Origin of the sequence: Nonomuraea phyllanthi, from assembly GCF_006334985.2 — a bacterium.
In the GTDB taxonomy this organism is placed as follows: Bacteria; Actinomycetota; Actinomycetes; order Streptosporangiales; family Streptosporangiaceae; genus Nonomuraea; species Nonomuraea phyllanthi.
Genome location: NZ_VDLX02000031.1, coordinates 1 through 15,223 on the forward strand (window position 1 = coordinate 1; position 15,223 = coordinate 15,223).

The window sequence follows — 15,223 nt, forward strand, 5'->3', positions numbered from 1 at the left end:
ACGCGATGCGAGTGCCACCCCGATACACAGTGAACGACGTGTCACGCGACTCGGTGCCCAGCAACCGCCACGACACCAGATTCCCCGACCCCGACCGCACACTGATCAACCCGCGGTCGAGATCCTCCATCTGCCGACCGTTCTGGCTGCCGGTGCCCGTCTCGAGCTCCAGGTAGTCCACGTTCGGCAGGCCGTTGGCGGTGGTCGGATTCAGCCGGATGGTGTTGTCACCGGCGTTGACCGTGATCGTCAGCGTCCTGGTGACCCAGGTCGTCCAGGCGCCGGTGGGCTCGAAGCCGCTGGCCGCGTGGGCGACGGAACCGTTGACCAGCACGTCCGCGGGGCGGTCGGTGGTCGTGCCGTTGGCGTACCGGATGGCGATGGTGGCCGTGCCGGCCGCGGGCGCGGTCACCGTGAACTGCGCCGCCGCGCCGACCGCGTTGTCGCCGTTGCAGAATCCGCTGCCGGAGTAGCCGGCGTGGTCGGAATCGAGGGAACCGTCACACGTGGCGGGTGCGCTCTCCGCCTCGTAGCGGGTCGCCGCGGAGGCCCGGGGGGCCAGGGCGATCCCGGCGGTGGCCACCGTCAGCGTGACGGCGGCGGACAGCAGCGCGGCACTCTGTCTGCGTAAGAGCATGGTTCAACTCCAACAGGTAGGTCGGGACGGCCTGGCGGGTGAAACTTTCACGGTGTGGAGGGCGCGCGGCCGGTCGGTCCGCCCCGGGAACCGGAGTGCACGGAGGGTCTCCGTCCACTCCGCCGATGGCCGGTAATGCCCTGGTCCACCCATGTTTTTCCTTCCAGACTGATCGGCGCGAGAGAAGCAGGAACGGCGCTATCTGGGAGCGTTCACAGAGTGTGAGAGATGACTTTTGTGGCGTCAATGGCCGTTACGCGGTTGTTGCCTGAGCCCTTTTGAGGGATTCGTGTTGGACTCTGTCCGTAAAGCCCCGCGCACGTTACTGTGCACGTTCACAGAGGCATTGCTCGGGGGTTACGGGGGATCGTCCACCACTCGCTCTCCTGACCGGAGGCATCATGAAAAGGCTCCTGACGGCGCTGGTCCTGTGTCTCGCCGCCACTCTCACCGCCGGGCAACCCGCGCACGCCGCCACGCTGCGCATGCTCGGCGCCGACGTCTCCACCTTGCAGCGCGCGCTCGACCTGGGCGCCCGGTACTACGACGCGAACGGCAGCCAGAGAGATCCGCTGGACATCCTCAAGGGAGTCGGCGTCAACCATGTCCGGCTGCGCGTCTGGAACGACCCGATCAGCGGCTACAACAACAAGGTTAAGGTGCTGCAGCAGGCCAGGGCGGCCAAGGCCAAGGGCCTGAAGCTGATGATCGACTTCCACTACTCCGACACCTGGGCGGACCCCGGCAAGCAGTACAAGCCCGCCGCCTGGGCCGGCCACGGCATCAACCAGCTCCAGACGGACGTGTACGACTACACCTACGACGTGTGCACCAGCCTCAAGGCGCAGGGCACCACCCCCGACAGCGTGCAGATCGGCAACGAGATCAACACCGGCATGCTCTGGGACGACGGCAGAGTGATCAACAACAACTTCACGAACCTGAGCCTGCTGCTCAAGGCCGGCTACAACGCGACGAAGGCCTGCAACGGCGGCACCCAGGTGATCATCCACACGGCTCTGGCCGAGAACCTGTCCTCCGCCCGCTGGTTCTACGACGGGATCCGGGCCAGGGGCGTGCCCTGGGACATCACCGGCCTGTCGTACTACTGCATGTGGCACGGCTCGCTGTCCAACCTGTCCGCCGTGATCGCGGACATGCGCTCCCGTTACGGCAAGGACGTGGTCATCGCCGAGACCGCCTACCCCTTCACGCCCGACAACGCCGACTCCACCCGCAACGCGGTCACGTCGGGATGTTCGGGGTACGGCCTCACCTGGCAGGGACAGGGCGCCGAGTTCGCGGCGGTGCAGAGCACGGCTCGCAACGCGGGCGCGATCGGGGTCTTCTACTGGGAGCCGACCTGGTACGCGGTGCCCGGCAACGGCTGGGACCCTGCGAACATCAACGGCAGCGGCAACGAGTGGGACAACATGGCCGTCTTCAACTGGACCGGCCACATCAACCCCGAAGTCCGGTGGATCCCGTGACGACGCCCAGGCCGGACCACCCGTCGCTCCCCGCGTGACGGCTCGCCCGCCGCACCGGTGACGCCCGCCGGTGCGGCGGGCGTCCGGCTCCGAGGAAGGCGGATCCGCGAAGAAGACCTTGACGGGGAAAAGTCAGCCCTCATACGCTCCCGTCAGTTATATCGTTTTAAGTCCCACCGCGCCCTCGAGGAGCAACCCCCCATGCGCCGAGCCCGGTTATCCCTCACGATCCTGGCCGCACTCGTGTGCGCGCTGCTGACCACCCCCGCGACAGCGGACGCCCGCATCAGGATGGAGCATCTCGATCGCGGCCTGGTCGCCGCGACAGTCCCCAACGGGGTCTTTCTGAGCTGGCGTCTTCTGGGCGGCGAGGTGACCGGCGCCGGCAGCGGCGGCATGGTCGGCACGGACTTCCGCGTCTATCGCGACGGCCGCCCGATCGCCAAGGTCACCGACAGCACGAACTACCTCGACACCTCAGGAACCGCCACCTCCCGGTACAGCGTGGCGCCGATCGCCCGGGGCAGGGAGGGGCGTCCCAGCGCCGGCGTCCGGCCCTGGAGTGAATCGTTTTATGACGTGCCGCTGCGCAAGCCGGCCGACGGCGTCACACCGGCAGGAGAGACCTACACCTACAGCGCCAACGACATGAGCGTCGGCGACGTGGACGGCGACGGCCGGTACGAGCTCGTCGTCAAGTGGGACCCCTCCAACTCCAAGGACGTCTCCCAGCGGGGCTACACCGGTCCGACCTACCTGGACACGTACACGCTCGACGGCAGGCTGCTGTGGCGGCTGGACCTGGGCGTCAACATCAGGTCCGGCGCGCACTACACGCAGTTCCTCGTCTACGACTTCGACGGCGACGGGCGCTCGGAGCTGATGCTCAAGACGGCGCCGGGCACCAAGCGGATCCGCTACGACGCCGCCGGGAACGTGATCAGCGAGCGCTACATCACCATGCCGGAGCGCGACGTCAAGGCGGGCTACTCGAACACCGACGACTACCGGCTGAGCGCCGACGGCTACTTCGAGCACCTCGTCGAGATGTTCATGACGTGGCACGAGCACCCCGAGGTGGTCGCTGGCCACTGGCCCGCCACGCTGGAGGAGGCCTTCGGCATCGCGCCCACGCACAGCTACCCGCTCTCCCGCGAGTCCGCGACCGAGCTGGCCACCTACTTCGTCGACGTCTACGCCCCCGCCCGCAGCGGCAACAACCGCCTGCGGGAATTCGCCGGGTACATCCTCAGCGGCCCCGAGTACCTGTCGGTCTTCGACGGCGCCACCGGCAGGGAGCTGCAGACCATCCCGTACAAGCCGGGGCGCGGCGACGACGGCCTCATGTGGGGCGACTACGCCATGTCCCGCGTCGAGCCGGGCAACCGGGTCGACCGGTTCCTCTCCTCGGTGGCCTACCTCGACGGCAGGCGCCCGTCAGCGATCTTCGCCCGCGGCTACTACACCCGTAGCACCCTCGTCGCCTACAACTGGAACGGCCACAAGCTGAAGGAGGTCTGGTACGTCGACAGCGGCCACGCCCCGATGGCCAACCCGTTCAACGCGAGCCCGCACGGCGTGGACGGCGCCAACCCCGCCTACGCCACCCTCACCACGCAGGGCTTCCACTCGATGAGCGTGGCCGACGTGGACGGCGACGGCAGGCAGGAGATCGTGTACGGCTCGGCCACCATCGACGACGACGGCAGCCTGCTGTACTCCTCCTTCGACGTGGCCCCGCCGCAGAGCAGCGTCCCCGGCCAGAACGTCCGGCTCGGCCACGGCGACGCCATGCACGTCGGCGATCTCGACCCGGACCGGCCCGGCCTGGAGATCTGGACCGTCCACGAGGGCGGGGCCTGGGCGCCGTACGGCTGGGCCATGCGGGACGCCGCCACCGGCAAGGTGCTCTTCGGCGGCTACAGCGGCCGGGACACCGGCCGCGGGATGGTCGGCGACATCGACCCCGCGATCCGCGGCCTGGAGGCATGGTCCTCGATGCCGCCCGACCAGGAGATCGTCTCCGGCCTCTGGTCGGCGCGCGGCGAGCACCTGGGCCGCGTCACGCCCGGCACGAACCAGAGCATCCGCTGGGCTGCCGACATGACCACCCAGCTGATCAACGGCACGGCCACGACCGAGCTCCAGACGCCCACCATCGACGACTGGAAGCGCGGCACGCTCCTGACCGCCACCGGCACGCTCACCGACAACTGGACCAAGGGCAACCCCGGACTGGTCGCCGACATCCTCGGTGACTGGCGCGAGGAGCTGGTCGTGCGGACCGCCGACAGCGGCGCGGCCCGCATCTACCTCAGCACCGAGGTGACCGACCGCAAGCTCTACACCCTCATGCACGACCCGCAGTATCGGGTCGAGGTGGCCAGGCAGCAGACCGGCTACAACCAGCCGGCCTACCCCAGCTTCTACCTCGCCTCCGACATCGACTGGTCCAAGGTCCCGGTCCCCAGGATCCGCTGACCCCCCGCCCGTGGAGGCGCCGGAAGGCTTCCGGCGCCTCCACGGCGAAGTGTCCGGGTCACGCCGATTCGCGCCACAGCAGGCGTGGCCGTACGACGTGCCGGATGGGGGCCGTCTCGGCGAAGTCGACCGCGGCCAGGGCGTCCACCACGTCCAGCGCGCGGGCCGCGAGCGCCGCACGGTCGATCGAGATCGTGCTCAGCGGCGGATGCACCGCCTGCCCCATGCTGAGCCCGTCGATGCCGAGGATCCTCACCCGGCCGGGGACGTCGATGGCCAGGGTGTGCGCGGCGTGGACGGCGCCGATGGCCATCAGATCGTTGAACACCAGCACCGCGTCGACCTCGGGGTGGGCGCGCATGAGCTCGACGAAGGCGAGCGAGCCTCCCCCGATCGACTCCTCCCCGGCGACCACCGCCGCCGCCCGGCCGGGACCGATGAGCTCCTCGAAGTCGCGGCGCCGGGTCGAGGGAACGTAGGCGGAGTGCCGGGGTACGTGGTTGTTGGAGTCGATCATCCCGATGCTGCGGGCGCCCTTGCCGCGTAACGCGCGTATCGCCTCCTCGATCCCCGGCCGGAGGTCGAGGGCCACCGAGTGCATGCCCGGCCACGGCTCGACGCGGTCGAGCACCACCACGGGGACGCCGTTACGCGCCTGCTCGATCTGCTCCTGGGACGTCCAGAAATGCCCGACCACGACGTCCACCTGCGTGGACAGCGTGCGCACCGCCGCCGCCTCGCCCGCCGACTCGCTGGAGGCCATGATGACCTGCCAGTTCCGGGAGGCGGCGCAGTCGAGCAGCTCGCCGGCGATCTCGGTGTAGTACGGGTTGCGGAAGGAGCTGACCACGAGGCCGAGCGTGCGGGTCTTCTCCCGCGCGACCAGGCTGCGGGCGAACCTGCTCGGGCGGTAGCCCAGCCTCTTGCTCACCTCGAGGACGCGCTGCTTGGTCTCGTCGTTGATGCCGTCCATGTCGTTGAGCGCCCTGGTCACGGTCTGGCGCGAGACCCCCGCGAGGGCTGCCACGTCATGGATCGTCACCCGCTTGGCCATCGATGTCTCCGGCTCCTGTGGTCGGCCCCGCGCAGGGCGTCAGGTGGTGACCAGATTATCCATCCGCCCGCGCATGAAACTTCCACGGATCGGCCGCCGGGCCCGGTCCCCGCCGGATGGCGTCGTCGCAGGTGAAGCCGGAGATGGGGGCGGCCGCCCGAAGCATGGTGAACGTTCACGGCTTCCCATGCGTCCCGATCGTTGTTACGAGGTAGGCCATGAGAAGAACAGTTCTCGCCCTGTCAGCCGCCTTACTTGCGGCCATCGCGTCCATCATGCTGTACGGCCAGCCCTCGTCCGCGGCCACGGGCCTGCACATCAGCGGTACGAAGATCGTCGAGGCCAACGGCAACGAGTTCATCATGCGGGGCGTCAACCACCCCCACGTCTGGTTCACCGGCCAGACCGGCTCCTTCGCCGACATCAAGGCGGCCGGCGCCAACACCGTCCGCGTCGTGCTGGGCAGCGGCCAGCGGTGGGGCCCGTCCAACGACGTCGCCAACGTGATCTCCCTGTGCAAGCAGAACAGGCTGATCTGCGTCCTGGAGGTCCACGACACCACCGGCTACGGCGAGGAGGGCGCCGCCGCCTCGCTCGACGAGGCGGCCGACTACTGGATCAGCCAGAAGAGCGTCCTGGCCGGCCAGGAGAACCACGTCGTGATCAACATCGGCAACGAGCCGATCGGCAACACCAACGCCGCCCAGTGGATCGACGCCACCGCGAACGCGATCAGGAAGCTGCGCGGCAACGGATTCGAGCACCTGATCATGGTGGACGCGCCCAACTGGGGCCAGGACTGGCAGTACGTCATGCGCGACAACGCCCAGACGATCCTGGACGCCGACACCCGGCACAACACGGTGCTGTCGATCCACATGTACAGCGTCTTCAACACCGCCTCCAGCATCGTCTCCTACCTCGACACCTTCCGGACCAAGGGGTGGCCGCTGGTCATCGGCGAGTTCGGCTGGCAGTTCAACTCCGGCGAGGTCGATCACGAGACGATCCTGTCCGAGGCGCAGTCACGCGGCCTGGGCTGGCTCGCCTGGTCCTGGAGCGGCAACAGCGACCCGATCCTGGACATGACCGTCAACTTCGACCCCGGCCAGCTCACCACCTGGGGCCGGCGGATCTCCACCGGCGCCGACGGCCTCAAGGCGACCGCCAAGGAGGCCACGATCTACGGTGGCGGAACCGGCACCCCAACCCCCACACCGACTCCCACGCCGACGCCGACGCCCACGCCCACGCCCGGCGGCTGCTCGGCCACCTACCGCATCTCCAACCAGTGGGGCGGCGGCTTCCAGGGCGAGGTCAAGGTCACCGCGGGCGACTCGGCGATCAGGAACTGGACGGTGACCTGGACGTACTCTAACGGCCAGACCGTCACCCAGGCCTGGAACGCCACGGTCAGCAGCAGCGGCTCCAGCGTGACCGCCCGCAACGTGAGCTACAACGGCAGCCTCGCCGCCGGGGCGAGCACGACCTTCGGCTTCCTCGGATCGTGGAACGGCAGCAACAGCGCCCCCACGCCGTCCTGCACCGCCGGCTGACACCGGCGTGCTTCCGCAGACCCTCCCGGCCTGTTCGCCCCGCGCGAATGGGCCGGGCCATGCGCCTGTCCGCCGGCGGGGAACGCCCTTCGTGCGTCATGACCAGCCGTTGGCCTGGAATGCCAGGTCCACCAGGTCCGCGACGGCTCCGTCCGCGCAGGCGCGGACCACGACGTCGGCGGAGGACCGGACGTCGGGATGGCCGTCCACCGGCGCGGCTCCAAGCCCCGCGACAGTGATCATGTCGGTGTCGTTGGGGTTGTCCCCGATGGCCGCCACCTCGGCCAGGGGCACGCCCGCCCCTCGGGCCAGCTCCCGCAGAGCGACGCCCTTGCTCGTTCCCTCCGGCAGCACCTCCAGGTAGGTGGCCTCGGAGCGCACGGTCGCCGTGTCGGGGATCCGCGGGTCGGGCAGCGGGTCGCCGATCAGCATGCACTTGGTGATGTCGCCGGCCGGCAACGCGGTCCAGTCGCCCGGGTGTCGCAGCACGATCCCGTCCCGCCGCGCGTACTCGCGCAGCTCGGGAACGTCGGACACGGCGAACGCCTCCCCGCCGGAGAACGCGACGGGATGGACACCCTCGGGCAGGTCCTCGAAGCTGTCGAGCAGCGCCTTCCACGCCGTCGGAGGCAGGCTGCGCGAGCGCAGCACGGCGCCGTCGGCCAGGTTGACGGTCCTGGCACCGTTGTAGAGGATCGCGGGACCGTCGAGGCCCAGCTCGCCGTAGTAGCGGCGGGCGGAGCGCTCCGACCGCCCGGTCGCGATGACGACCTCGCCTCCGGCGGCGCGGAAGCGGCGCAGCGCCTCCCGGCCGGCGGGCACCATGGCGAGGTCGCGCGCCACGAGGGTGCCGTCGAGGTCGGTGACGATCCACCGGATCACGCGGGCCTCCCGTCGGCCACCTCCGCCAGCACCGAGCCGGCCAGGTCGAAGCCGCCCACGCAGGCGAGGTACCCGCCGGGTGTGAAGACGCTGCCCGACAGCGGGATGTAGACCCCGCCCGCCCGCGTGACCAGGAGCGACCCGGCCGCCACGTCCCACGCGCTGACGTACGTGCCGTACGCGACGTCGGACCAGCCCGCTGCGACGTGGGCGAGCTTGAGCGCGGCGCTGCCAGGGCGCCGGGTGGAGGCGAAGGCGTTGACCATGCGCGCGTAGCGGTGCAGGGCCTGGTCGCCCTCGGCGGCCAGGTCGCGCGGTGTGGGATAGCTGGACAGCAGCATCGCTTCCCGGTCGGTACGCGCGCCGGTGCTGCGGAGCGGCTCGCCGTTGCATTCGGCGCCGCCGAGCCAGGCGATGAACCGGTCGTCGCGCACCGGATCGTAGACGACGCCCGCCACGACCTCCCCGTCCACGGCGGCGGCGATGGAGGTGCAGAAGAACGGCAGGCCGGCCGCGAAGTTGGCGGTCCCGTCGATGGGGTCGACGTACCAGCTCACGTCGCCCGAGCCGCGGGTGCCGCCCTCCTCCCCCACCACGACGCTGCCCGGGGACCGCCGGTCCAGGACCTCGCGGATCTCCTCCTCGGCGGCCTTGTCGTGCTCGGTCACCGGATCGTGGAAGTCACGCTTCGTCCGCACCTCGGGCCGGGAGCGGAAGGCCCCTCGCAGCCGATCGCCCACCGCCCCGGCCGCCTCGGCCGCGATCGCGGCGAGCTCGCGCGAGTCGTTCACGTCCATGTCTCCTCCAAGAGCCTCAGCAGTTCGTACGGGTTCTCGACGGTCGCGTGCGGCCGCTGCCGCACCTGGTACGGGACCTTCTCGGTGCTGCGGGAGAGCATGAGCACGCTCGCCCCCACCCCGGCGCGCGCGCCGCACACGACGTCCCTGTCGTGGTTGTCGCCGACGTACCAGGCATCGGACGGGTCCACCCCCAGAGCCCGGCAGGCGATCCGGATCATCTCCGGGTTGGGCTTGCGCACGCCGACCTCGTCGCTGTAGACCTGCACCGCCACCTGCCGGTCCAGGGCGTCACGCGCCAGGAAGTCGCGGTGGACGGCGCCGCAGAGGGCGTTGCTGACGACGGCGGGCGTGACGCCGTGGTCCCAGCAGGCGGCGAGCAGTTCCTTCATGCCGTCGCGGACCCGGCGCTCGCTGCGCAGCTCCCCCATCCGCCGGCACAGAGGGGACGCCTCGGCGGTCACCAGCGCGCGGGCCTGCTCGGGCCAGTCGGTCGCGACGAACTCCGCCCAGAACCTGCGGTGCGTCATCTCCTCGGGGGCGAACTGCCGCGAGGTCGAGTCCTTCCAGTACGAGTCGGCGCGGGCCCCGGCGCGTATGTCGGTCTCGATCTCGCCGGCCGTCAGGTCGCGGAAGCCGGCCAGCGCCAGCATGGCCCGCACCTCCGCCGCCAGTTCGGCGGCCCACGACGGGCGCTTGCCGGTTTCGACGATGACGCCGCCGAAGTCGAGCAGCAGGGCCCTGGGCGCCGCCAGCCCGTGGGAGGCGCCGGTCACGCGCTCACCTCCACGGCGTTCCAGGCCGCCAGCCTGGTCCCCTCGCCGTCGAACAGGTGCATCTGGTCGGTCCAGCAGGTCACGGTGTCGCCGGGACGGGCTTCGACCGGCGTGTACGAGACCGCGTACAGCTCGGTGTCCAGCACGCGCAGCCGCACGGTCCAGCTGGAGCCGGCCGGCAGCACGGCCTCCACCTGGGCCGTCTCCGACCAGGCCGAGACCGGCGGCTCGTCCAGGCGCAGCGCCTCCGGCCTGATGCCGATGGCGGCCGGTGCGTGGTTCCCGGGGCGCGAGGTCACGTGGCGGAGCAGCGAGCCGGCCAGTTCCGTACGGGCCGGGCCCACCTCGACGATGGCCATCGGCGGGCTGCCGACGAACTCGGCGACGAACCGGTTGGCGGGCCGGCCGTACATGTCCATGGGCGCGGCCAGCTGCTGCAGCTCGCCCTTGTTCATGACCGCGACGTGCGTGGCCATGGTCAGGGCCTCCAGCTGGTCGTGGGTGACGAAGATGATCGTGGCGCCGGACTCCTCGTGGATGCGCTTGAGCTCGGCGCGCATCTCCAGCCTGAGCCGGGCGTCGAGGTTGGACAGCGGCTCGTCCAGGAGCAGGACCGCGGGGTCGACCGCGAGCATCCTGGCCAGCGCGACCCGCTGCTGCTGCCCGCCGGACAGCTGGGAGGGATAGCGGTCCATGGCGTCGGCGACGTGCACCATCTCCAGCGCCGCCTCGGCCCGCGCCCTGCGACGGTCGGCCGGCACCTTGCGCATGCGCAGGCCGAACTCGACGTTCTCGCGCACCGACAGGTGCGGCCACAGCGCGTAGTTCTGGAAGACCAGCCCCATGCCGCGCTTCTCGGGCGGGACGTACAGGCCCTGTTCGACGGAGTCGAGCACCCGGTCGCCGACGGCGATGGTGCCAGCCGTCGGCTGCTCCAGCCCCGCGATCATGCGGAGCGTGGTGGTCTTGCCGCACCCGGAGGGGCCGAGCAGGCACATGAACGCGCCGTCGGGCACGAGCAGATCGAGGTTCTTGACCGCGTGGTCGCCGCCGCCGTAGCTCTTGGCGATCCCGCTCAGGCTGATGGTGGGCATCTATCCTCCCAGGCCGGCCGCGAGGCTGCTCTTGGTCAGCCGCTGCGTCAGGTAGGTCATGGTGAAGGAGACCAGGGCGATCACGAGCACGACCGCGTTGGCGAGTTGGGTGTATCCGTAGTCGACCAGGCCGATCGACAGGGTGGTCAGCAGCTGGGTGCCGGTGGTGGTCAGCATGATCACGATGCTCAGCTCCTTGAGCCCGGAGATGAACGGCAGCACGATCCCGGTGACGAGCGCGCCCTTCTGGATGGGGAAGATGATCCGCCGCATCCGCTGCCACCAGGAGGCGCCGGCGACCTGCGCCGCCTCCTCCGGCTCGCGCCCGAGCTGGGTCATCGCCGCGATGCCCGAGCGGGAGCTGTAGGGCAGATGGGTCACCGCCATGACCAGGATGAGCAGGAACGTGGTCCCGTACAGGGCGGGCACGGGCCCGCGCGCCACCGCGAACAGCGACAGCGAGGCGGCGGCGAACGCGATGCCGGGGATGAGGTACGGCAGGAAGGACACCTGCCGCAGGAAGCCGGCGACGCGCGGCGCCGTGCCGCGCACGACCACGTACCCGATCAGCAGGCCGGCCACCGCGCAGATCACCGCGGCCAGGCCGACGATGCGCAGCGAGTTCCACGCGGCGGTCCACAGCTCCGAGCCGCGGAACACGCCGTGGGGGAACCCGACGGCCCCGGGCAGTTCCTCGGCGAACCAGTAGCTGAGGGTCAGCGTGGACAGGTCCATCGGCGTCCGCGTGACCGACGACAGCAGCAGGGTGAGCACCGGCACGAGCACGCTGACCACGAAGGCCGCCATGGCCAGCCCGAAGGCGGGCCAGCGCGAGCGACGCAGGTCGCTGAGCCGGTCCATGGCGCCCTTGCCGCCCACGGTGACGAAGCGCCGGTGCTCGCGCAGCAGCCGCGCGTCGGAGAAGACGATCAGCACCCCGATGACCACGATGACGGCGGCGAGGACGGACGCCACGCCGGTGCTGCGGTCGCGGATCGACTGGTAGAGCCCGGTGGACAGCACCCGGTAGTCGGTCGGCAGGCCGAGCACGTACGGCGTGCCGAACGTGCCGAGGACGCGTCCCACGACCAGCAGCACGGCCGACGACAGGGCGGGCAGCATCAGCGGCGCCACGATCCGGCGGATGACCACCCGGCGGGGCGCGCCGAGGATCCGCGCGGAGTCCTCCAGCTGCGCGTCGATGCGCCGCAGGGCGTTGCCGACCAGGAGGAAGACGAAGGGGTAGTAGTGCAGCCCGAGGCAGACCACGATCGGCAGCGGGCCGTAGGCGAGCCAGTCGGGGGTCCGCACGCCCTGCGCCTGCAGGACGCCCAGCTGCCCGCCGGCCCGCTCGTTCTTGAACAGGGTCAGCCAGGCCAGCGAGAAGGTCCACGACGGCAGCATGTACGGGACCACCAGCGCGCCGGCCAGCCAGACGCGCCCCGGCACGTTGGTCCTGGTCACCAGCCACGCCATGCCACCGCCCACGACGAGCGCGAAGACGACGGTGCCGAGCGAGACGACGAGCGTGTTGAGCAGCGGCTCCCAGAACAGCAGGCCGCTGACCTGCGACCGGAACACCCGCCACAGGTAGTAGCCGGTCCACTCGCCCGGCTGCTGCCCGGCGTGCACGTCGTCCCCGTACTGCACGCGGAAGGCGTCCGACAGGACCGCGACGAGCGGCGCCACCACCAGGTAGGCGAGCACGACGACGAGGATCAGCCCGAGCGCGGCCGTGGGGTCGTGGCGCAGCACGCGGAGCCGGTAGAGGAGTCTGCGGCGCTTCCGCGGTGGCGGCGGCGCCTCCACCTTGTCCAGAACAGCCATGATGACTTCCTTCGGGGGGTTGCGGTGTCTTCAGTGGCTTCGTTTCAGCATCGCGTCGGCGAGCGTGTCGGCCGCCTCGCCGAGCCGCTGGCCCACCGCGTCCAGGCGGGACAGCAGCTCGCGGCGGCGCAGCGTGTCCATCTCCAGCGGCCCGGCGAACAGCTCGCTGAGGCTGCTCTGCCGGAGCTGGCCCATCCGGGTCCGGGCCTTGCGCGTGGCCAGCACCGCGGCGGTCACCGAGCCGGGGTCGTCGATCATGTTCTGCACGGCCCGTTCCAGCTCGTCCAGCCCCTCGACCAGGGCCCGCAGGGGTTCGGCGGCGAAGGTCAGGTCGTCGGGGCCGAACAGGTCGGCCTCGCGCTCGTAGTCGCGGAGCTGGTCGAGGACGTCGTCGACGGAGCGGGACAGGCGGAACAGGTCCTCCCTGTCGATGGGCGTCACCAGCACCCGCCGCAGCGCGCCGACGAGGTCGGCCCGCGCGGCGTCGCCCTCGTGCTCGACCTCGGCCATCCTGGCCCGGGCCACGGACCTGTCGGTCTCGCCGACGGCGGCACCGAGGGCCAGGGCGGCCCCCGTACGGGCGACGGCGATCTGGGCCTGGACCAGGCCGATCACGCGCCTGGCCGACCGGCCGCGCAGCTCGTCCCACGCCCGTGCCAGGCCGCCGTGCCGCCGGCCCTCCGAGCCCTTCACAGCAGCCTCACCGCGAGCCCCGCCAGGCATCCCAGCGCCATCGACGACGGCAGCGTGACCAGCCACGCCGTCGCCATGTTCACCACGCCCTGCCACCGCACCCTCCCTGCTCCTTCGCTGGCGGCCGCCCCGACGACGCCGGCCGTGACCGACTGGGTCATGCTGACCGGACTGCCGAGGGCCGAGCTGCCGAGCACGGCTCCGGCGGCGGCCGTCTCCGCGGAGACCACGTGCAGCGGTCTGGTCAGGACGAGCCCGCGGCCGAGCCGTTCACCCACCTTCGGCATGCTCGTCAGCGCCCCGGTCAGGAAGGCCACCACGAGCGGCACCATCCACCAGGGCGGCACGTCGACAGGGCCGATGCCGCCCGGCCCGTGCCGCCCCACCTCCACGGCCACGCTCACCACCGCGATCATCTTCTGCCCGTCGTTCAGGGCGTAGGCCACGCACTGCGCGAGGTAGGCCAGCAGGTGCGCGGCGAGCACCAGGCGCGGCATCCGCCGGCTGGACGGCACCCGCCGCGAGGCCACCGCCAGCAGGTAGCCGAGCAGCACGCCCACCAGCGGCGCCCCGGCGCCGACCGCGAGCACGCCGGCCAGGCCCGACAGGGACACCGGGAGTCCCGCGCCGAACCCGGCACCGGTGATCCCGCCGACCACGGCGAGCGTCAGGCTGGTCGGCAGCCCCCGCCCGGCGAGCAGCCCGACCACGCACACCGCGATCACCACGCCCGCCAGGAACGCCGCCGCGCCACCGCTCGTCCCCAGCCCTGCCAGCCGTTCGGTGAAGGTCCTCGCCACCGCCACGCCCCACACGTACGGCACGCACATCAGCGCCACCGCCGGCAGCGCGACGGTCACCCAGCCGAGGGACTTCGGGAAGCGCAGCCCGAGCCCGATCAGCGCGGCGCCGTCGTTCGCGCCGGTGATGAGCACGAACAGGGTCGCCGTCACGGCGAAGGCCGGCGTCCACACCATCACAGGGGCCGCTCCAGCAGGCTCGCGGCGGAGTCCACGGCCCCGGCCACGTCGTCGTCGTACGGGTAGAGCAGCGCGCGGCCGACGACCAGGCCGCGCACGCCGGGCAGCCGCAGCGCCTTGCCCCACTCGGCGTACGTCTCGTCGGGCGCCTTCCCCGGGTCGCCGCCGAGCAGCAGGGTCGGCAGCGTGGTGGCCGCCATCACCCGCTCCATGTCGGCGACCACCGGGATCTTCAGCCAGGTGTGGGCGGATGTCGTGCCGAGCGCCTGGACGATGCTGATCGCGCGGACCATCGCGTCCGCGGACAGGTCGTGCCTGACCGTGCCGTCGACGTGCCGCGACCAGAAGGGCTCGACCATGGCCATGAGCCCGTGCCCGGCCAGGCGGGAGATCGCGCGCCCGCACCGCTCCAGCGTGGTCACCGTCGCCGGGTCGTCCGGCGCGATGCGGCAGAGCATCTTGCCGCCGTCGAGCCCCGCCCCCGCGATCGACTCCGCGTCGTACGCGGTGAAGCGGTCGTCGAACTCGAACACCGAGCCCTGCACCCCGCCACGGTTCATCGAGCCGATGACCAGCTTGCCGTCGAGGGCGCCGAGCAGCAGGAGGTCCTCGACGACGTCGGGGGTGGCCAGCACCCCGTCCACGCCGGGCCGGGCCAGCGCGACCAGCAGCCGGTCGAGGAGGTCGATCCGGTTCTCCATGGCCCGCGGCCGGTGGCCGGCCGCCAGCGCGCCCCTGCCGGGATGGTCGGCGGCGATGATGAGCAGTTTGTCCCGCCGGTCCAGCAGCGGCCGGCGGCGGCGTGCCGCGGCGACCACCATCACGCGCCCCGGCCGCCGGGCCCGGTCCTCCCGCAGCTGGTGAAGAGCTTCCTCACGCATATGTGCGCCCTCCTCCGCCCCGTGGGCGGCGAGTAGGTGGTCGCTATGGGGGTTCCCTAGTTGTAGATGAACGGG

At 71.1% G+C, this 15,223-nt stretch carries 13 protein-coding genes; 3 read left to right on the forward strand and 10 right to left on the reverse strand.

The annotated features are described in order from the left end of the window. On the reverse strand, positions 1 to 637 hold a 637-nt coding region (locus FH608_RS47580; RefSeq protein ID WP_139637823.1), incomplete at its 3' end, for a rhamnogalacturonan endolyase family protein. A 401-nt stretch (positions 638 to 1,038) separates the two neighbouring features. On the opposite strand from FH608_RS47580, the gene FH608_RS47585 reads away from it, so the two are divergent. Then, a complete protein-coding gene (locus FH608_RS47585) occupies positions 1,039 to 2,127 on the forward strand; it encodes a glycoside hydrolase family 53 protein (RefSeq protein WP_139637824.1) in 1,089 nt (362 codons plus the stop codon). Positions 2,128 to 2,328: 201 nt separating this feature from the next. Next, on the forward strand, positions 2,329 to 4,608 hold the full coding sequence (locus FH608_RS47590; protein WP_139637825.1) for a rhamnogalacturonan lyase: 2,280 nt from the start codon (positions 2,329 to 2,331) through the stop codon (positions 4,606 to 4,608). Positions 4,609 to 4,666: 58 nt separating this feature from the next. Here the strand turns inward: FH608_RS47590 and FH608_RS47595 are convergent, their stop codons facing one another. Continuing rightward, positions 4,667 to 5,662 (reverse strand): LacI family DNA-binding transcriptional regulator, encoded by a 996-nt coding sequence (locus FH608_RS47595; protein WP_139637826.1) that lies wholly within the window; start codon positions 5,660 to 5,662, stop codon positions 4,667 to 4,669. A 218-nt stretch (positions 5,663 to 5,880) separates the two neighbouring features. Here FH608_RS47595 and FH608_RS47600 point away from each other — a divergent pair, with 218 nt between their 5' ends. Further along, the gene (locus tag FH608_RS47600) at positions 5,881 to 7,218 is read left to right on the forward strand and encodes a cellulase family glycosylhydrolase (RefSeq protein ID WP_139637827.1); all 1,338 of its coding nucleotides are present in this window, start codon (positions 5,881 to 5,883) and stop codon (positions 7,216 to 7,218) included. A gap of 96 nt (positions 7,219 to 7,314) precedes the next feature. Here FH608_RS47600 and FH608_RS47605 read toward each other — a convergent pair whose 3' ends face one another. From FH608_RS47605 to FH608_RS47640, 8 genes are read right to left on the reverse strand one after another with little or no spacing between them, the layout of a single operon-like run. Beyond that, on the reverse strand, positions 7,315 to 8,100 hold the full coding sequence (locus tag FH608_RS47605) for an HAD-IIB family hydrolase (RefSeq protein ID WP_226900534.1): 786 nt from the start codon (positions 8,098 to 8,100) through the stop codon (positions 7,315 to 7,317). Continuing rightward, the gene (locus FH608_RS47610; protein WP_139637828.1) at positions 8,097 to 8,897 is read right to left on the reverse strand and encodes an inositol monophosphatase family protein; all 801 of its coding nucleotides are present in this window, start codon (positions 8,895 to 8,897) and stop codon (positions 8,097 to 8,099) included. The genes FH608_RS47605 and FH608_RS47610 overlap by 4 nt, the downstream gene beginning before the upstream one ends. Next, on the reverse strand, positions 8,888 to 9,673 hold the full coding sequence (locus FH608_RS47615) for an HAD family hydrolase (protein WP_226900535.1): 786 nt from the start codon (positions 9,671 to 9,673) through the stop codon (positions 8,888 to 8,890). The genes FH608_RS47610 and FH608_RS47615 overlap by 10 nt, the downstream gene beginning before the upstream one ends. Further along, positions 9,670 to 10,767: an ABC transporter ATP-binding protein gene (locus FH608_RS47620; protein ID WP_139637829.1), complete on the reverse strand. Its 1,098-nt coding sequence runs from the start codon at positions 10,765 to 10,767 to the stop codon at positions 9,670 to 9,672. The genes FH608_RS47615 and FH608_RS47620 overlap by 4 nt, the downstream gene beginning before the upstream one ends. Then, positions 10,768 to 12,594: an ABC transporter permease gene (locus FH608_RS47625; RefSeq protein ID WP_139637830.1), complete on the reverse strand. Its 1,827-nt coding sequence runs from the start codon at positions 12,592 to 12,594 to the stop codon at positions 10,768 to 10,770. 30 nt (positions 12,595 to 12,624) lie between these two features. Then, positions 12,625 to 13,287 carry a DUF47 domain-containing protein gene (locus FH608_RS47630; RefSeq protein WP_226900536.1) on the reverse strand — a complete coding sequence of 221 codons (663 nt, stop codon included), beginning with the start codon at positions 13,285 to 13,287 and terminating at the stop codon, positions 12,625 to 12,627. After that, positions 13,284 to 14,264, reverse strand: a complete 981-nt coding sequence (locus FH608_RS47635) for an inorganic phosphate transporter (protein ID WP_226900541.1) — start codon at positions 14,262 to 14,264, stop codon at positions 13,284 to 13,286. The genes FH608_RS47630 and FH608_RS47635 overlap by 4 nt, the downstream gene beginning before the upstream one ends. Then, positions 14,264 to 15,148, reverse strand: coding sequence for a Cgl0159 family (beta/alpha)8-fold protein (locus FH608_RS47640; RefSeq protein ID WP_139637833.1), 885 nt, complete (start codon positions 15,146 to 15,148; stop codon positions 14,264 to 14,266). The genes FH608_RS47635 and FH608_RS47640 overlap by 1 nt, the downstream gene beginning before the upstream one ends. Positions 15,149 to 15,223 lie beyond the last annotated feature (75 nt).